Origin of the sequence: Kitasatospora sp. LaBMicrA B282 (assembly GCF_050325825.1) — a bacterium.
Taxonomy (GTDB): Bacteria; Actinomycetota; Actinomycetes; order Streptomycetales; family Streptomycetaceae; genus Kitasatospora.
In genome coordinates this window covers 1-16,970 of record NZ_JBNQTI010000067.1, presented here as the reverse complement: position 1 = coordinate 16,970, position 16,970 = coordinate 1, and the positions used below count along the sequence as shown (strand labels likewise).

20 protein-coding genes and 1 tRNA gene are annotated in these 16,970 nt (G+C 72.5%); 13 read left to right on the top strand and 8 right to left on the bottom strand.

From position 1 onward, the window contains the following. Positions 1 to 81: 81 nt before the first annotated feature. Together rsgA and ACQRUO_RS19960 are read left to right on the top strand one after the other, a co-directional pair. Positions 82 to 1,245: a ribosome small subunit-dependent GTPase A gene (gene rsgA, locus ACQRUO_RS19965; protein ID WP_428317338.1), complete on the top strand. Its 1,164-nt coding sequence runs from the start codon at positions 82 to 84 to the stop codon at positions 1,243 to 1,245. 119 nt (positions 1,246 to 1,364) lie between these two features. Further along, complete coding sequence (locus ACQRUO_RS19960) at positions 1,365 to 2,858, top strand: AlkA N-terminal domain-containing protein (RefSeq protein WP_428317337.1); 1,494 nt, start codon at positions 1,365 to 1,367, stop codon at positions 2,856 to 2,858. Between the two features lie 12 nt (positions 2,859 to 2,870). Here the strand turns inward: ACQRUO_RS19960 and ACQRUO_RS19955 are convergent, their stop codons facing one another. The 4 genes from ACQRUO_RS19955 to ACQRUO_RS19940 all read right to left on the bottom strand — a co-directional run bounded on the left by ACQRUO_RS19955 (position 2,871) and on the right by ACQRUO_RS19940 (position 5,745). Beyond that, on the bottom strand, positions 2,871 to 3,500 hold the full coding sequence (locus ACQRUO_RS19955; RefSeq protein ID WP_428317336.1) for a MarR family winged helix-turn-helix transcriptional regulator: 630 nt from the start codon (positions 3,498 to 3,500) through the stop codon (positions 2,871 to 2,873). A gap of 188 nt (positions 3,501 to 3,688) precedes the next feature. Further along, positions 3,689 to 4,411 carry a DUF305 domain-containing protein gene (locus tag ACQRUO_RS19950; protein WP_428317335.1) on the bottom strand — a complete coding sequence of 241 codons (723 nt, stop codon included), beginning with the start codon at positions 4,409 to 4,411 and terminating at the stop codon, positions 3,689 to 3,691. Further along, positions 4,411 to 5,082 carry a DUF3105 domain-containing protein gene (locus tag ACQRUO_RS19945; RefSeq protein WP_428317334.1) on the bottom strand — a complete coding sequence of 224 codons (672 nt, stop codon included), beginning with the start codon at positions 5,080 to 5,082 and terminating at the stop codon, positions 4,411 to 4,413. The genes ACQRUO_RS19950 and ACQRUO_RS19945 overlap by 1 nt, the downstream gene beginning before the upstream one ends. A 138-nt stretch (positions 5,083 to 5,220) precedes the next feature. Continuing rightward, on the bottom strand, positions 5,221 to 5,745 hold the full coding sequence (locus tag ACQRUO_RS19940) for a hypothetical protein (protein WP_428317333.1): 525 nt from the start codon (positions 5,743 to 5,745) through the stop codon (positions 5,221 to 5,223). A 301-nt stretch (positions 5,746 to 6,046) separates the two neighbouring features. On the opposite strand from ACQRUO_RS19940, the gene ACQRUO_RS19935 reads away from it, so the two are divergent. Next, the gene (locus ACQRUO_RS19935) at positions 6,047 to 7,477 is read left to right on the top strand and encodes a protein phosphatase 2C domain-containing protein (RefSeq protein WP_428317332.1); all 1,431 of its coding nucleotides are present in this window, start codon (positions 6,047 to 6,049) and stop codon (positions 7,475 to 7,477) included. Between the two features lie 12 nt (positions 7,478 to 7,489). Here ACQRUO_RS19935 and ACQRUO_RS19930 read toward each other — a convergent pair whose 3' ends face one another. After that, entirely contained in the window at positions 7,490 to 8,098 is a 609-nt protein-coding gene (locus tag ACQRUO_RS19930) for a TetR/AcrR family transcriptional regulator (RefSeq protein WP_428317331.1), read from the bottom strand. Positions 8,099 to 8,353: 255 nt separating this feature from the next. Between ACQRUO_RS19930 and ACQRUO_RS19925 the strand changes: the two genes are divergently transcribed. Continuing rightward, positions 8,354 to 8,427 (top strand) — tRNA-Trp (locus tag ACQRUO_RS19925). A 230-nt stretch (positions 8,428 to 8,657) separates the two neighbouring features. After that, positions 8,658 to 9,371, top strand: coding sequence for an MBL fold metallo-hydrolase (locus tag ACQRUO_RS19920; protein WP_428317330.1), 714 nt, complete (start codon positions 8,658 to 8,660; stop codon positions 9,369 to 9,371). Between the two features lie 27 nt (positions 9,372 to 9,398). On the opposite strand, the gene ACQRUO_RS19915 is transcribed toward ACQRUO_RS19920, so the two are convergent. After that, a complete protein-coding gene (locus ACQRUO_RS19915) occupies positions 9,399 to 10,190 on the bottom strand; it encodes an alpha/beta fold hydrolase (RefSeq protein ID WP_428317329.1) in 792 nt (263 codons plus the stop codon). Between the two features lie 275 nt (positions 10,191 to 10,465). On the opposite strand from ACQRUO_RS19915, the gene ACQRUO_RS19910 reads away from it, so the two are divergent. The 8 genes from ACQRUO_RS19910 (at position 10,466) to ACQRUO_RS19875 (ending at position 14,421) form a co-directional block, all read left to right on the top strand. Then, positions 10,466 to 10,678 (top strand): hypothetical protein, encoded by a 213-nt coding sequence (locus ACQRUO_RS19910; protein WP_428317328.1) that lies wholly within the window; start codon positions 10,466 to 10,468, stop codon positions 10,676 to 10,678. Beyond that, positions 10,671 to 11,183 (top strand): DUF6879 family protein, encoded by a 513-nt coding sequence (locus tag ACQRUO_RS19905; protein WP_428317327.1) that lies wholly within the window; start codon positions 10,671 to 10,673, stop codon positions 11,181 to 11,183. The genes ACQRUO_RS19910 and ACQRUO_RS19905 overlap by 8 nt, the downstream gene beginning before the upstream one ends. Positions 11,184 to 11,195: 12 nt before the next feature. After that, complete coding sequence (locus ACQRUO_RS19900) at positions 11,196 to 12,050, top strand: helix-turn-helix domain-containing protein (protein ID WP_428317326.1); 855 nt, start codon at positions 11,196 to 11,198, stop codon at positions 12,048 to 12,050. 62 nt (positions 12,051 to 12,112) lie between these two features. Continuing rightward, positions 12,113 to 13,258 (top strand): terpene synthase family protein, encoded by a 1,146-nt coding sequence (locus tag ACQRUO_RS19895; RefSeq protein ID WP_428317325.1) that lies wholly within the window; start codon positions 12,113 to 12,115, stop codon positions 13,256 to 13,258. Further along, positions 13,258 to 13,392 carry a hypothetical protein gene (locus ACQRUO_RS19890; RefSeq protein ID WP_428317324.1) on the top strand — a complete coding sequence of 45 codons (135 nt, stop codon included), beginning with the start codon at positions 13,258 to 13,260 and terminating at the stop codon, positions 13,390 to 13,392. The genes ACQRUO_RS19895 and ACQRUO_RS19890 overlap by 1 nt, the downstream gene beginning before the upstream one ends. Next, a complete protein-coding gene (locus tag ACQRUO_RS19885; RefSeq protein ID WP_428317323.1) occupies positions 13,389 to 13,703 on the top strand; it encodes a hypothetical protein in 315 nt (104 codons plus the stop codon). Before ACQRUO_RS19890 ends, ACQRUO_RS19885 begins: the two co-directional genes overlap by 4 nt. Then, positions 13,700 to 14,182, top strand: a complete 483-nt coding sequence (locus tag ACQRUO_RS19880) for a hypothetical protein (RefSeq protein WP_428317322.1) — start codon at positions 13,700 to 13,702, stop codon at positions 14,180 to 14,182. Before ACQRUO_RS19885 ends, ACQRUO_RS19880 begins: the two co-directional genes overlap by 4 nt. Before the next feature lie 23 nt (positions 14,183 to 14,205). Continuing rightward, positions 14,206 to 14,421 (top strand): hypothetical protein, encoded by a 216-nt coding sequence (locus ACQRUO_RS19875; RefSeq protein WP_428317321.1) that lies wholly within the window; start codon positions 14,206 to 14,208, stop codon positions 14,419 to 14,421. Positions 14,422 to 14,944: 523 nt separating this feature from the next. On the opposite strand, the gene ACQRUO_RS19870 is transcribed toward ACQRUO_RS19875, so the two are convergent. Next, positions 14,945 to 15,982 (bottom strand): agmatine deiminase family protein, encoded by a 1,038-nt coding sequence (locus ACQRUO_RS19870; RefSeq protein WP_428317320.1) that lies wholly within the window; start codon positions 15,980 to 15,982, stop codon positions 14,945 to 14,947. A gap of 30 nt (positions 15,983 to 16,012) precedes the next feature. Next, positions 16,013 to 16,970: urease subunit alpha (locus ACQRUO_RS19865; RefSeq protein ID WP_428317319.1), on the bottom strand; the 958-nt coding region annotated here is incomplete at its 5' end.

The following is a 16,970-nucleotide window of genomic DNA, read 5'->3' as shown; positions in this document are numbered from 1 at the left end:
GCCACCCCCTCCCGCCCGGCCGCCGGCTGACCGACGGTCGGCCCCGGGAGCCACGCTTCCGTTCCGAAGGGCTTCACCGCGTTGTCCACGCCTTCCTCCGCTTCGCCGTTCCCTCCTGCGGCCTCTGCCGCACCTGTTCCTGCCGCACCCGCTTCCGCCGCGCCCGCTGCGGAGCTCCCGGCCGCCGGCCCGCTGGCCGACTACGGCTGGACCGCCGAGCAGGCCGCACTCTTCGCCCCGCACCTCGCGGCGGGGCTGCTCCCCGGCCGGGTCGCCCGGGTCGACCGCGGGCGGGCCGAGGTGCTCACCGTCGACCCCGCCACCGGCGAGCTGCACGCCGTGCACGCGACCATCCGCCCGGTCCAGGTCGGCGCGGGCCTCGACTACCCCTGCACCGGGGACTGGGCGGCGCTCGACCCCGCCGCCGAACCGCGCCCGACCGTCACGGCCCTGCTGCCCCGCAGCACCGCGATCATCCGCAAGAGCGCCGGCAAGTCGGCCGAGGGCCAGGTGCTCGCCGCCAACGTCGACACCGTGCTGATCGCCGTCTCGCTCGCCGCCGAACCCGACCTCGGGCGGGTCGAGCGGTTCGTCGCCCTCGCCTGGGAGAGCGGTGCCCGCCCGGTGATCGCGCTCACCAAGGCCGACCTGGTGCACGACGCCGAGTTCATCCGCGAGGACGTCGAGCGGGTGGCTCCCGGGGCCGCGGTGCTGGTGGTCAGCGCCGAGGCCGGCACCGGGCTGGACGTGCTGCGCTCCTGCCTGGGCCGCTGCGCCGCGCTGATCGGCCAGTCCGGCGCCGGCAAGTCCACCCTGACCAACGCGCTGGCCGGCAGCGCGGTGATGGCCGTCCAGCGGACCCGGGACCGGGACCACAAGGGCCGGCACACCACCACCACCCGCGAACTGGTCCCGCTGCCCGGCGGCGGCGTGCTGATCGACACCCCCGGCCTGCGCGGCGTCGGCCTCTACGGCGGCACCGGCCTGGGCCAGGCGTTCGCCGAGATCGAGGCACTCGCCGCGCAGTGCCGCTTCCCGGACTGCTCGCACGCCGTGGAACCCGGCTGCGCCGTCCGCGCCGCCCTCGCCGACGGCACCCTCCCGCAGCGCCGGATGGACAGCTACCTGAAGCTCCAGCGGGAGAACGAGCACATCTCGCGCCGCTCGGCGGCCCGTCGCGCGATGGAGCAGGAGCGGATGTTCAAGATCAGGATGAAGGGCAGCCGGAGCCGCATCCGACCGTGATGGTGGGGTTCCCTGCTGCGCCCGGCCGCGGGGTTCCGCTCCGGCTCACGGTCCTCCGGCGCACGGTGAGGTCCGATTTCCGCTAGGACGGCCGCCCGCGGCGGCGCAGACTGGACGGCGTGATCGATGACGAGACCCGCTACCGGGCCGTGGACAGCCGGGACACCCGGTTCGACGGGGTGTTCTTCACGGCTGTCACCAGCACCGGGATCTACTGCCGGCCGAGCTGCCCGGCGGTCACGCCCAAACGGGCCAACTGCACCTTCTACCCGACGGCCGCCGCCGCCCAGGGCGCCGGGTTCCGGGCCTGCCGGCGGTGCCGGCCGGACTCGGTGCCCGGCTCGCCGGAGTGGAACCACCGGGCCGACCTGGTGGGCCGGGCGGTCCGCCTGATCGGCGACGGCGTGGTGGACCGCGAAGGGGTGGCCGGCCTGGCGGCGCGGCTCGGCTACAGCGCGCGCCAGGTGCAGCGGCAGCTGACCGCCGAACTCGGCGCCGGGCCGATCGCGCTGGCCCGGGCGCAGCGGGCGCAGGCCGCCCGGCTGCTCCTGCAGACCACCGAACTGCCGGTCACCGAGGTGGCGTTCGCCGCCGGGTTCGCCTCGGTGCGGCAGTTCAACGACACCGTGCGCGAGGTGTACGACCGCACCCCGACCGCGCTGCGGGCCGACGGCCGGGCCCGGGCCGTGCGGGCCGGCCGGCCGAGCCCCGGCGCGATCGGCCTGCGGCTGGCCTACCGCGGCCGCCTCGACACCGGGCACCTGCTGGACTTCCTGGCCCTGCGTGCCGTGCCCGGCGTGGAGGAGGTGGTGGCCGGCGCCCGCGGCGTCCGGACCTACCGGCGCACCCTGGCGCTGCCGCACGGGCAGGCCGTCGCCGAGGTGGACGGCCTGGCCCCCGACGAGCCGGCCGACCGCGGCTGGCTGGACTGCCGGCTGCGGCTGACCGACCTGCGCGACCTGACCTGCGCCGTGCACCGGCTGCGGGCTCTCTTCGACCTGGACGCCGACCCCGAGGCGGTGGCCGAGCAGCTCGGCCGGGACGGCACGCTCGGCAGCGCGGTCGCCCGCCGGCCGGGCCTGCGTTCGCCGGGTCACGTCGACCCGCACGAACTGGCCGTCCGCGCCGTGCTCGGCCAGCAGGTCACCGTGGCCGCCGCCCGCACCCTGGCCGGCCGGCTGGCCACCCGTTACGGCGTTCCGCTGACCGAGCCGAGCGGCGGCCTGACCGTGCACTTCCCCACCGCCGCCGCGCTGGCCGGCGCGGACCCGGCCGACCTGGCGATGCCGGTCGCCCGGCAGCAGGCGCTGCGCGGACTGTGCGCCGCGCTCGCCGACGGCACGGTCCGCCTGGACACCGGGGTGGACCGGGGGCAGGCGGCCGAACAGCTGCTGGCGTTGCGCGGGATCGGCCCGTGGACGGTCGGCTACCTGCGGATGCGGGCGCTCGGCGACCCGGACGTCTTCCTGCCCGGCGACGTCGGGGTGCGCCACGGACTGCGCCGCCTGGGGTTGCCCGCGGGACCGAAGGACGCGGCCGGGCCGGCGGCGGCGTGGGCGCCGTGGCGCTCGTACGCCGTCCACCACCTGTGGGCGCTGGCGGGGGAGGGGTGAGGCGCCCGGGGGTCAGGCTCGGGTCGTGCCGCTCGGGGTGGTGCCGGCCGGGGTGGTGCCCGTCGTGGTGCTGCCGGCCGGGGCGGTCTCGGCCAGGGCGGTGGCCAGGTGGTCCAGGCCCGGCAGGGCGGCCATCACGGCGGCGTAGTCGGCGTCGGCGAGGGTGGCCAGCGCGCCCGCTATCCGGCGCTCGTGCGCCTGCTGCCAGTCCGCCAGCTGCTGGTGGCCCGCCGCGGTGAGCGCGATCCGGGCGGTGCGGCGGTCGCCGGGGTCGGCCTGCCGGTCCACGAACCCGGCGTCCAGCAGCTTGCCGACCAGGCCGCTGACGGTGTTCGGCGCGAGCCGCTGCCGCGCGGCCAGCTCACCCACCCGCAGCGGGGCCGCCGCCAGCGTCTGCAGCAGTTCGACCTGGGCCATCGGCAGCGACTCCCAGGGGTAGTCGGTGCGGATGCTGCTGCGCAGCGCCCGGCGCAGCCGGGTGACCACGTCGGTCAGCTGCCGGGCCCGGGCGAGGGCGTTCGGCGCGATCGGCCCGTGCGGTTCGTGCGGCGCGATCGGTTCGTTCGGTCCGGCGGTGGGCTGGTCGGTCCGGTCGGGCCGGCTGGGCTCGGTCGGCGGCAGCGGACGAGAGGCGGCGGACATGGCGGACAGCGTAGCCGGTCGTGGCAGGCTGCTGGATCTTGGCGGGCCGTGTGGTGAACGGCAGCCGGCGCCCCCGGTGCGAGCACGGCGGCGCGCCCGCCGACTCCGGGGATCGGGTCGACGGGCGCGCCGCTGGTGCTGCCGGTGTTACCGGTGCAGTCGGTGCTGCCGGGTGTCCGGTCGTCGCGTCAGCTGGTCGGCAGCGGCTTGGCGCCGCGTTCGGCCAGCATGTTCGTCATCAGCTGGATCTCCGAGGTCTGCGCGGTGACCATCGACTGCGCCAGCCCCTTCTCCACCGGGTTCTTCGCCAGGTCCACGTAGCCCTGGGCCATCGCGGCGCCGGCCGTGTGGTGCTGGATCATCAGCTGCAGGTAGAGGATCTCGGCCTGGGTGCCGCTCAGCTGCTTCAGCTGGGCCAGCTGGGTGTCGGTCGCCATGCCCGGCATCAGTGCGCCGTCGTGCGGCTGGTACGGCGCCATCTGCATCCAGGCCATCGGCGCCGCCGAGGAGTTCTGGGTGAGGCCCCACTGGCTCAGCCAGCCCATCAGCATGCCGCGCTGGTTGGCCTGGGTGTTGATGATGTCGAAGGCCAGCCCGCGGACCTCGGCGTTCGAGGTGCGGTCCCGGATGATGAACGACATGTCGATCGCCTGCTGGTGGTGGATCGCCATGTCCCGCGCGAAGCCCGCCTCCGGCGAGTTGTCCGCCGGCACGCTGATGGTCGTGCCGGCGGCGGAGGAACTGCTCGCCACCAGGGCGGGCACGCCCAGGCAGAGCGCCACCGCCGCGGCCAGCGCGGCCGGCCACCACAGGGTGCGGCGCCGCCCGCCCGCCGGCGCGACCTCGGACTCCGCCGACGCTTCCTCGGCCGGGTCGAACTCCTCGTCCGCCGGCGTCCGGTCGCCCGACATCACATCGCCCCGTCGCTGCAGGAGGCGCCCGGCTCCTGGGTCTGCGGACCCTGGACGTACTTGGTGAAGAACTCGTTGACCCGCGGGTCCGAGGCGTTGTCCACCACCAGCTGGGTGCCCCAGGCGGAGAGCGTGATGGTGCCCGACTCGGTCGGGTACGGGCTCATCAGCGAGTACGGGGTCGCCTTGACCTTGTCGGAGAGCGTCTTGATGTCGGCGGCGCTGGCCTTGCTGTTGTAGGTCACCCAGACCGCGCCGTGCTCCAGCGAGTGGACGGCGTTCTCGTTCTGCACCGGCTTGTCGTAGACGTTGCCCATGCAGGTCAGCCAGACCGGGTTGTGGTCGCCGCCGACCGGCGGGGTCATCGGGTAGTTGACCGTGCCCTGCACGTGGTTGCGGGTCAGGTTGCTCCAGGTCTTGACGCCCGGGATCGGCGACTTGGCGGCCGCGACCTCCTTGTCCTTCTTGTGCTGGGCGTTCAGCACGATGTACGTGCCCACGCTGATGGTGCCGGCGACCAGGACGCTCGCCACCGAGATGGCGACGACCTTCATCCGCTTCTCGCGGCGCTGCTCCTCGGCGCGCAGCTTGGCGATGCGCTCGCGGCGGTCGGCCGCGTTCTGCTTGCCGGGCGCCTTGTTGCCGGTGGTCTTGTTGGAGGCGGAACCCACGGGATTCTTCCTTGTCCCCGCCGGCCGTTCGGGCGCAGCGGAATGAGGTGTAACAGGGGAGGGGAGACCACGCGGTCCGGGACCGGCGCGCACCGCTGGGGAGCGGGCGGGCGTCGGCCGGGCCGGTGGGGGTTCCGCTCAGGTCCGATTGACCTGGAGCAGGTGGAGATCGGGGGTGGGCGCGGGCTGCGGCGCGGTGGCGGCGAAGCCGGGCGTTGCGGCCGGGCGGACCGCGGTCAGCAGCGGCAGGTCGGCCGGGCCGGGCTGCGGCGGCGCGTTCGGCAGCTGCGCCTCCTGGCCGGGGCACGGGTGGCTGGAGCAGCCGTCACCGGGGCGCTGCCCGGGGGCGTCGACCGCGCACAGGGTCACCGGGGCGGGCAGCTCGGCCGCCGCGCGGGGCGGGGCGGGGTGCGCGTGGTGCCGGTCGGTTCGGGTGCGCTGGCCGGCTCGGGTGCGCTGGTCGGCTCGAGTCTGCTGGGGGGTCCGGCCGTGGTGGGCCTCGGCCGGGGTGCCGGCCTGGGTGCTGGGCGGGGCGCCGGCCGGGCCGTCCACGGACGGGCCGCCGGCCGAGGGGTGCGGCAGGGGCGTGGCCGCGAGCGCCGAGCCCGCGCAGGGGAGGGCCACCAGCAGGGCGACCAGCAGACCGAGCAGCGGGAGGACCAATGACCGAGCGCCCGGGCGGACCGCGGACGCGGCGCTCCCCGGCCTCGGTCGGAGCGGTCCTGGCGCGGTCATGCGCACATATTAATCAGCCATACGGGTGAAGCGGTCCCCCCGAACAGCGGCGACTTTCGGATTAATCCGGCCGTAGTCGGCCTAACCGGGACCGTCGTCGGGCCTGCCCGGTACCCGATCGCGCCATCGTGTCGAATCCCCGGACACCGACCGGTCGCGTGGGCAGAATGACCAGGTGACCGTCCCGTAGCGGGTGGTCACGGGCCAGCCGAGAGCAAGGAGCCGACCGATGACCAACCAGGGCGCGCCCGCCCAGCGCCGATCGGACGACGGGACGCCCCGGGACGGTGCGGCCGGCGAGGGCGCACGGGCGCCGGAGGCGGCGGCCGAGGTGGTACCGGAACCGGTACCGGGGCCCGACTGGTGGGCCCGGGTCTACCAGGGGCCGGCCGGTGGCCTCCCCGACACCCCGGAGGCGGGGGGCGAGGAGGCGAGCGTCGACGACTGGTTCGACTCGATCGCCGCGGCGGTCGGGCTGATCGGGCAGCAGCGCGCGCCGGAGGCCTCGCCTGCGGCCGAGCCGGAGCCGGAGCCGGAGCCTGAACTCGAGTTCGAGCCTGAGTTGGAACTCGAGCCCGAACTCGAGCCCGAACTCGAACCGGAGCCCGAGCCGGCGCCGAAGGTCGACCTCACCAAGCAGCGCCCGCGCCGACCTGCTCCTCGTCCGAATCCCGCTCCCACTCCTGCTCCCGCTCCTGTCCCCACGCCCGTCCCCGAACCCACCCTCGTCGAGGCCCCCGCCGTCCCACCCAGCCCCGCCTCACCCACCCCCATCCCCACCCCGCACATCGGTTCGCGGCCCCCCACCTACAGCCCCGAGCCCACCCTGCTGCCCGCCGCCGACCCCGAACGGGTCGCCGCGATCGTCCCGGACACCGTGCTCGACGGCGCCCAGTACCCGGGCCTGACCCTGCGCGCCGCCTCCGTGCGCGGCGACTCGGCCCGCTACCGCGGCGCGCAGCGCACCGACGCGCTGCTGTTGACCCGGTACGGCGACGGCCCCGACGGTCTGCTGCTCGCGGTGCTGGCCGGGCGGACGCGGCCGCGGCAGGACCCGCGGGCCGAGGGCGAGTCGGCCGACGTCGGCCCGCTGCTGCCGGACGCCACCCGCCAGGCCGCCGCGCACCTGGCGGAGGCGGTCGGCCGCAGCCGGGCGGAGCTCTCCGCCGACCTGCGCGCGGGCGCCCGCGACCGGTTGCGCTACGGGCTGCAGCGGTTGACCACCGGCGCCGCGGCCGGGTTGCGCGCGCTCGCCCCCGAGGTCGGCTCGCTGCACTGCCTGCTGATCTCACTCGACCCGGCGGCCACCCACCGGGCCGCCTTCGGCATCGGCCCGGCCGGTCTCTTCCTGCTGCGCGCGGGCCACTGGATCGACGCGTACGCCGCCCGACTGCTGCACCACCCGGACGGCCCGGCCGAGCTGCCCGAGCCCCGCCCGTTCCGTTTCCGGCTGATCCCGGCCAGCCCGGGCGACATCCTGCTGCTCTGCTCCCCGGGCCTGGCCGAACCCATCGCCGAGGAGCCCGCGGTGGCCCACTTCCTGGCCACCCACTGGTCCCACCCACACCCTCCGGGCAGCGTCGACTTCCTCCGCCAAGTCCAGGTCCGCGCCAAGGGCTACGCGGACGACCGCACCGCGGCGGCGCTCTGGACGGACTGACCGGCCCGAGCGCTACTGCTCGGGCCCGCCCAGCACCGCCGCCGCCACCGCCCGCACCTGGGCGAGCGACCCGTCCCGCGCCACCCCCGGCAGCCCGATCGCCACCGGCACCGAGAACCCGTCCAGCACCGCGCGCAACTGCACCGCCCGCTCCTCGGCGTCGCCGGCCCGGAACTCGCCGCGGGCCACCCCGTCCTCGATCAGCGCGGCCAGGTCGGCCTGCCAGGGGGCCTCGATCGCCAACTGGCCCTGGCGGATCTCCGCGCTGGCCGGCGAACGCCCCCACACCTCGACCCAGAGGATCCACCGCGGATCGCCCGGCCCGTCCGCCAGGTACAGGTCCGCGTACGCCTCGAACCGCGCCCAGGCGGTCAACCCCGCCCCGGCGAGCACCGCCCGCCGCCGCTCACCGAGCTGTTCCTCGCTCCACCGCAGGGTCGACAGCAGCAGCTGGTCCTTGCTGCCGAAGTAGTAGAGGAGGTGCCCGGCACTCATCCCCAGCTGCTTCCCCAGCCCGGCCATGGTGAGTTTCGCCAACCCGTGCTCGGCGATCGCCGCCATCGCCACCGCCAGCACCTCCTCCCGCGGCCGCGCCGCCCGCCGGGGCCGGGGTTCGGTCATCTCGGTGCTCCTAGGCATGGTGCGGGGACGTGCGGGTCGGACGTCGCGATCGCCCTCACCCTAAGCCGCCCGCCCGGCCTCCTGCGGTTCCCGGCCTCCCGCGGGTTCCAGGATCGCGCCGGCGGATATTCGCTCGCCCGGCCAGGGCCGGCCCCTTAGTCTCATCCCATCGACAGGCGTTGAGCGCTGGGACGCAAGCGGGGCTGTAACCCCTGCTCCTTCGGGATGGCGAGGTCCGATTCCTCGGCAACGCACTGGTCTGTAGCTCAATTCGGTAGAGCAGCCGTCTCCAAAGCGGCGAGTTGCGGGTTCAAGTCCTGTCAGACCAGCCGGAGTTGGCGAGAGCCAACGGAAGAGTGCCGCCGCCCGGGCCGAATCGGTGAGAGCCGTTCGGTCCGGGCGGCATTGTGTTCTGGTTCCTGGGAAATCCCGGTCAGTCGGGTGGACTAGCACGGAAAGCTATTGACCTTAGCCATGGCGGCTAAGTAGCGTAGGCACCGCACCGCAGAGGTTCCGCACCGCCCTCCCGACACCGCTGTCACGCACCGGAAGTGATCCCATGGAACTTGCTCCGCACCTGCACCGGCTCGGCAACGACGTGGTGGCCTGCTACCTACTCGACACCCCTGATGGCATCACGCTGATCGACGCCGGCCTGCCCGGGCACTGGAACGACCTCCAGGAGGAGTTGCGGGTTCTCGGGAAGACGCTGGCCGACATCCGCGGGGTGGTCCTCACGCACGGCGACGGCGACCACATCGGGTTCGCCGAGCGGCTGCGGCGCGAGCACGGGGTGCCGGTCTTCGTGCACGGTGCCGACGCGCACCGGGCGCGGACCGGGGAGAAGCCCAAGACGCCGGCGGGGCCGATGCGGCTGTTCCCCGCGCTCGGGTTCTTCTGGTACGGGCTGCGCAAGAACGGCCTGAAGGCCGAGTACGTCAAGGAGGTCACCGAGTTCTCCGACGGCGACGTGCTCGACCTGCCCGGGAGCCCGGTCATCGTCGGGATGCCGGGTCACTCGCCGGGCAGCGTCGCCGTCCACCTGCCGTCCGCGGCGGCGGTGTGCGTGGGCGACGCGCTGACCACGCGTCATGTGCTCACCGGGCGCACCGGGCCGCAGCCGGCCCCCTTCACCGACGAGCCGGCGGAGGCCCTGGCCTCGCTCGACCGGCTGGCCGAGCTCGAGGCCTCCTGGGTGCTCCCCGGCCACGGCGCGCCCTGGCACGGCTCCCCGGCCGATCTCGCCGACCGGGTTCGCGCCGCGGCGCACTGAGCGGCTCCCCGCGCTCTCACGGCCCGGTCAAGCGCCGGCCACCTCCGTGTACAGCTCCTCGATCAGCCGGACGACGGTCGCCGGTTCGCGCAGCGACGGGAAGTGGTCGCAACCGGCCAGCCGCACCAGGCGGCAGTTGGGGATCCGGGCCGCCATCTGCTCGTTGCAGCGCACCAACCCCGGATCGTCCAGCTCGCCCAGGGCCAGCACCGCCGGCGCGGTGATCTCGCCGAGGCGGTCGAAGGCGGGGGCGTCGGTGCGCCGGTGGCCGACGTTGCTGAACCAGGCGGGCAGCACGGCCCGGAGTTGGGCGGCCGCGGCCGGGTCGCTCTCGGGCGTGCCGCCGCCGGCCCGCGCGCAGACGCTCAGCCCGAACCGGACGATGCCCTCCAGGTCCTCGGCCGCGGCCAGTCGGCCCACCTCCTCGTAGAAGCCGGGCGGCACGACGTCGTCGTGCCCCGTGACCCCGGGGACCAGGAGGGCGAGCCCGGCCACCCGCTCGGGTGCGTCCAGCGCCAGGTTGATCGCGGCGGACCCGCCCATGCTGGAGCCCACCAGCACGGCACGGGCCAGCCCGAAATGCTCCAGGACCGCCCCGAGGTCCGCGGCCGGGGAGTACGCGGCCGTGGGCGCGGGCGAACGGCCGTAGCCCCGGGAGTCGTAGCGGATCACCCGGCGCCGCGCGGTGAGCGCCGGGAGAACGGGGTCCCAGATCGTCGAGTCACCGACGCCGGGGTGGAGCAGGACCATCGGCAGGCCGTCCCCACCCGAATCGTCCGCCCAGACTTCACCGTTGCCGAGGGGTACGAAGGTTTCCATGGATCGTAGTCTGGTCGAGCGGTCCGGACGGCCGCCAGTGGCCATAATCTGGACAGCCTGCGCGCGGTCGAGGCTGGGGTGCCGGCCGGGGCCGAGCATCTCGGCGGGGTCGGCCGGCTGGGCGTCGGCGGGGCGGCGCGGGCGGTACGTAGCCCCAGTATCGCTCATGTGTTCGTTGAGTCCGTACTGCAAGTTTTTGCAAACTTCTGGCGCCCCGATAGCTCAGCGTGCAAGCCTGAACACAGTGATCGTCAAGCTGCAAGCAGGAGGTCATCATGGCACTGCACAAGCTCGGCCAGGACCCGAACAGCCCCGACGGGAAGTCGCCGACCCTGTACTACGACGACGAGACCGACAACTACATCATCCAGGGCTGGAAGGTGACGGATCCGGAGCGCCTGGCCCAACTCGACCTGCCTGAGCATGAAACCGTGATCGAGTACCCGAAGCGGATGATCCCGTTCTTCCCGGAGGTGAGCGGTGCCTGAGGCCCCCTCGATTGAGGACCTCATGGCGACATGCCAGCAGTCGGCCGTGCACCTGGAGCTACGCGACGGCTACATGCGTGATGACCCACGATTCATCGCTTGGCTGGACGGGCGGCTCGCCGAGGGCATGGCTGAAAGCGAGCGCCCTTGGCTTGAGGTGATCGCCAATGCCACCGCTCGTGGAGTCGCTGTGCGTCGGGCTCGGATTATCTCTGAACCGATCAGCGACTATGTTCGCTATGAGTACGACCTGACTCCTGGGAATGTGGCGTCAGGTGAAAGGGTGCGCTGGTTGCCCCGACGACAGGCCACGAGTTTGGCACTTCCGGGGAACGACTTCTGGCTTTTTGATGGCCAGGTGTTGCTGCTCAATCACTTCGACGGGGACGGAAACTTCGTTGACCATGAGGTGATTTCAGACCCCGAGGTCATCAAGTTCTTTGCGGTGGCATTCGAGGCCGTATGGGATCGCTCCATTCCGCATGAGGAGTATCGGCCGGCTTGACCGGTCAGCATCATGTCCTCAAGTTCACCATCATCCAGCGTCCAGGAAGCGCGCCATGCGCTTGGCCTACGGCTGCGCGAGATCCGAAAAGATGCGTCGCTTACAGCACGGGCGCTCGCACGCCTTGCCGGCTGGCATGAGTCAAAGTGCTCCCGCCTTGAGCACGGTCGTGCGCTGCCATCGGATGCTGATATCCGGACCTGGGCGCTGCACTGTGGCGTTCCCGGCCAAGCGGCGGACTTGATTGCGGCGGCCCGGGGTATCGACGGCGCTTATGTGGAATGGCGCCGCATCGAGCGCCCCGGGCTGAAGCGTGCCCAGGAGTCGGTGAAGCCACTATTCGACCGTACGCGGCGTTTTCGCATGTATCAGTCCTGGGTTGTTCCCGGAATTCTTCAAACTGCGACTTACACGAAATCCGTCCTTGAGACAATCGTATCCCTGCGTGATGTTCATGACGACGTAGATGAAGCCGTGGCTGTCCGAATGGATCGCCAACGAATGCTCCACACGGGACATCACCGGTTTGCGATCCTCATCGAGGAATGGGTCCTAAGGACTGTGATCGGTGACGCTGACGTGATGGCCGGCCAACTCGGTCACCTCATCGCTGCTGCTTCTACTCCCTCGGTGAGCATCGGCATCATCCCGCTTGGCACGGTACGCGGTGGAGGCTGGCCAGTCGAGTCGTTCACCATCTATGACGATGCGCAGGTCAATGTGGAGTTGGTCTCTGCACACCTTACGGTGACCAGCCCCGGAGAGATCGGAGAATACATTCGATCCTTCGCCGAGCTTGAGGCGCTCGCGGTGTACGGCTCTGCTGCCCGGACCCTGATCACCGCGGCAATCAACTCCCTCGGGTGACGTTCTGCAAGTTTGCGCACACTTGTGGTGGTCGACAGTCGCTCACTCCTACGGTCATCGGCATGGCAGAACGTGCGGTGTCCGCGCCGCAGCCCACCGCCGGGCTGCTGCGAGCGGACCAGATCCTGACGACACATCAGCTCGCCTCTCCGCGCTGCATCGGCTGCGGCGCGGCCGGTGCCCCGCACCTTGGGGAAACCCAGTCCCTTCGGGTGGCTGACGGGGTAGTGCGTGACGTGCGGGTGCGCCGCTGCACTCCGTGCCAGCAGCAGCACACCGCGCCCACCGACCATCGGCATGCCGGCTTGTACGCGGACGTCCGCGACTGGCTCGAGCGCTACCGTCTGCACCCGGACCCCGAGACCTACCTGGCGCACGGGTACCTCGACCTGTGCCTGCGAGCGTGGCCCGGCGCCGACGGGCTTCCGCTTCAGCTCGCGACCCAGTGGGCCGTGTGGATGTGGCGAGCTGACGATGCCTTCGACACCGACCTGCTGGTCGCCGACCCCAAGGAGGCCGCCGGCCTGGCCGCCGCGTTGCTGTACGCGGTCTCCGGTCAGGGCCTGCCGCGGGAGGCCCGTCCGCTGGCCCATGCCCTGGCCGAGCTCCGGATGCAGACCCGCGCGGTCATGCCCGGGTTCTGGTGGGACCGCTACCGCACGGCGCTCGAGGCGTGGGTTGTCTCGGCCGAGGCGAAGCTGAGCCGGTACGTGCGGCCCGGCCGTGTCCCGTCCCTTGCGGAGTATCTGAAGCTGCGGCCGGCGGACGGCGGGATGCAACTGGCCGCGATGTGGTGCGAACTGGCGAACCTGTGCGTCGTCCCGGACTGGCGGGACTCGCTGGTGCAGGAGATGGTGCAGGCGTTCAGCGCCGTCGGTGTCCTGCTCAACGACCTGGCCGCCGAGCCCGGCGACACCTTCACCGCGGTCCGGGCAGTGGTCTGCACGGAGGGCATGTCGGTCGAGGACGCGCGGGCCGAGGTGCTCCAGCTCCTGCGGGCGGAGGAGCACCGGTTCATCGTGCGGGTGTGGGCGGTGCGCGCGATGGCCGTGGACTCGGCGAGCGAGTCGACCCGACCTGGTGAGTTCCGGCAGGACACCAGGGCGTTCGCCGCGTTGCTGGACCGATTCCGCCGCGCGCTGGCGACCTGGACCCTCGAGAGCAGCCGGTATGCAGGCGTACCGCAGTGTGCCGAGGCTGCCCGCTGATGGGCACGCTGCTCGGAGAAGGCAAGTGGGATCACCTCCGCACAGAGTTCATCGCCGCCTGCGAGCGCGGCGATTCGCGGGCGGAGGTCTCAGCGGCGCTCGGGATCCCGCCGGGGTCGATGGTCTACCTGTGACGCCGTACCAGCAGGCGGCCGTGGCCGTGCTGCGCATGTTCGGACGCGAGTTGGACGCCGCGGCCAACGCCGGCGCGGACGCCTGCGAGCTGGACCAGATCCTGACCGCGATGCGGGTGGTGCACCTCGGGATCCACCAGCACCTGACCGCACCGCCCACGCTCGCGTCGAAGCCGGCGACCACCGAGCCCGCAGCACTTCGGGTGCGCGAGCTCCGCCAGCGAGCTGCCGCAGCGCGGCCGGCCGCAGTGCTGCGGGCGGTCCGTCCACCTGGCCCTGGCCCCATGCCCCCGAGGATCGGAGTTCGATGAGCACTGCAACCCTGTGGAAGAACCCGGAGGACCTCCTGGTCCCCGAGGACTGCGAGCGGGTCGTCGCCACCGTCCTGGACAACAACAAGTTCAGCGGGATGGACGACGAGACCGCGCGGCGGATCGTTCGCGAGGCCCTGAAGTTCGTCGCGGCCTGCGGCGAGCACCGGGACCGGAGCTTGGCGCCCAGCCGGGTCGTGGATGAGGGCTGGCACGCCCTGATCCTCAACACCCGGGTGCACGCGGAGCTGTGCGGGCGGTTCGGCGGGCTGGTGCACCACTACCCGCAGCGGCCGGACCCGCGGCGCTGCAGCGGTGCGGTGGTGCAGCGGACCCTCGACGCGATCGAGGCCAGCGGCTACCGGCCCGACCGCAAGCTGTGGGGCGACCCGCAGACGGGGAAGGTCGTGGTGGCAGCGAATTGCCAGCACACGCCGCCCGACTGCCAGGTGACGTGCATGAACGCGCCCAGCGAGTAGCTCCTGGCTGGGAGGATCAGGTCATGACCGAGATGAGCAGTGCGCCGTTCCAGGCGCACAACTGGCTGTCGGACCACGCCCTGGCCATGCACGCCTTGGAGGCAGGGATGGTTGCCGAGGAGGAGCTGGTGACCGTACGGATCCCGATCACGACGGTGCAGAGTGGCCGCAAGTCGGGAGTCCTGATGACCCCCTTCTACCGGCTTCCGAACGGCTGGCGGGCCCCGGAGCCGCAGTAGGAGGGACTGGCGGCCGGCGCACATGGGTGTGCGCTGGCCGCTTCCGCTTCCGCTTCCGCTTCCGAGCAGGTTCACCAGCGGGACACTCAAGGCGGCTGAGATGGCGTCAAGGTCGTCCAGGGTTGGCGGCGTGCGGCCGGCCTCGAACGAGGCACCGGGGTGTTGTCGCATGCCCACAATGCCCGCGCGCACGCGGATCGCACGAATTGCTGCCCCTGCTGGCGGGTGCGGCCCTACTGGTTGGCGCGGTGATCGCCGGCCTGATGGGCCATGCGTCCGGCGCTGCGGAGGCCGACTCCTCGTGGGGTGGAGTGTGGTGGCGGAGACGTGAACTGCTGCCACATGGGGCCGGGTGACGTCGGGCGCCCCCAAGCGCAAGGCCGCCCGGCCCCAACCGTGATCATTTGGGAGGGTCTAGGAGATGATCTTGTCGAGCAGGTGCCAGGATCTACTGAGACCTGCCAGCTCATCTCGGCTTGCGGCGCGCAAAGCCTGCTGGTCGGCGCCGTGACCTGCTAGATCCTCAGCCCTTGGGCTGCTGCTGGGTGATGCAGTGGATGCCGCCGCCGTTGGCGAAGATCTCGCGGGCGTCGACCAGTTCCACCGTGCGGCCGGGGAAGGCCTTGCCGAGGATGGCGGCGGCTTCCTGGTCGCGCGGGTCGTCGAAGGCGCAGAGGATGACGGCACCGTTGGCCACGTAGTGGTTGATGTAGGAGTAGTCGACCGGCTCGCCGTCCTCGTCGTGCAGGACGGTGGGCGCCGGGACCTCGATGACCTCCAGGTGGCGGCCGCGGGCGTCGGTCGAGGCGCGCAGGACGGCGACGAGTTCCTGGCAGACGGCGTGGTCCGGGTGGGCCGGGTCGGGCTGGACGTGGGCCAGCACGACGCCGGGGCGCACGAACGAGGCGACGATGTCGATGTGGCCGCGGGTGCCGAACTCGTCGTAGTCGCGGGTGAGTCCGCGCGGCAGCCAGATCGCCTTGGTGGTGCCGAGGTGGGCGTGCAGCTCGGCCTCGACCTCCGCCTTGGTCCAGTCGGCGTTGCGGCCCTCGCCGAGCTGGACGGTCTCGGTGACCAGCACCGTGCCGTCGCCGTCGACGTGGATGCCGCCGCCCTCGTTGATCAGGCGGGAGGCGAACCGCTGCACGCCGGTGAGCTCGGTGATGTGCTCGGCGATGTGCTGGTCGTGCTCCCACTTGGCCCAGGACTGGGCGCCCCAGCCGTTGAAGATCCAGTCGGCGGCGGCCACCGAGCCCTTGCCGTCGGTCAGGAAGGTGGGGCCGATGTCGCGCATCCAGGCGTCGTCCAGCGGGCGTTCGACGATCTCGACCTCGGCCGCGACGTACTCGCGGGCGGCCGCGGTCTCGCCGAGGTTGACGACCAAGGTCACCGGCTCGTAGCGGACGATGGTGTCGGCCACCTTCGCCCAGGCGAGCCGGGCGGCGTGCAGGTGCTCGGGGGTGTCGAAGGTCGGGTTGTCGGTGGGGAAGGCCATCCAGGTGCGCTCGTGCGGGTGCCATTCGGCGGGCATCGAGTAGCCGTGCGAGGCGGGGGTGGTCATGGCGGTGAATCCTCGGGGGGTGGGGGAGCGTTACAGGAAGTAGAGGCGGCTGAGCGAGACGCTCTCGGAGGGCTCGGAGCGCAGCGGGGTGTCGTCCAGCGAGACCAGGCCGGTGCCGGTGTCCACGTTGACCCGGCCGATCCGGCCGTTGCGGACCATGTCGCGCGGGCCGATGCCGCGGGTGCCGCGCACCCCGACCCGGCGGCGGCGGGTGGGGAGTTGGTCGGCGGACTGGTCGAGGTAGGCGCCGTCGGCGGCGGCCTGGGCGACGAAGGCCACCGAGATGTCCGCGGCGGTCGCGCCGTGCGCGCCGAACTGCGGGCCGAGGACCAGGGGTTCGCAGCGGTCGGTGGTGGCGTTCGGGTCGCCGACCACGCCGTACGCCGGGAAGCCGCCCTTGAGTACCAGCTGCGGCTTGGCACCGAAGTGGTCGGGGCGCCAGAGCACGATGTCGCCGAGCTTGCCGACCTCGATCGAGCCGACCTCGTGCGAGAGGCCGTGCGCGATGGCGGGGTTGATGGTCAGCTTGGCGATGTAGCGCAGCACCCGCTCGTTGTCGTCGCCGCCGTCCTTGGTGCCGTAGTTGCCCTCGACGCCGTCCAGCGGCCCGCGTTCGGCCTTCATCTTGCCGGCCATGGCGAAGGTGCGGCGCACCGTCTCGCCGGCGCGGCCCATGCCCTGGGCGTCGGAGGAGGTGATGCCGATCATGCCGAGGTCGTGCAGGATGCCCTCGGCGCCCATGGTGCCGGCCCGGATCCGGTCGCGGGCCATCGCGGCGTCGCCGGGCAGGTCGAGCTTGAGGTCGTGGGCGGAGACGATCATGCCGGCGGCCTCCGCCAGCGCGTCGCGGCCGAAGGGCAGGGTGGGGTTGGTGGAGGAGCCGATGACGTTGGCGACGCCGGCCATCTTGAGGACGTTGGGGACGTGGCCGCCGCCGCAGCCTTCGATGTGGAAGGCGTGGATGGTGCGGCCGTCCAGGACGGCGAGG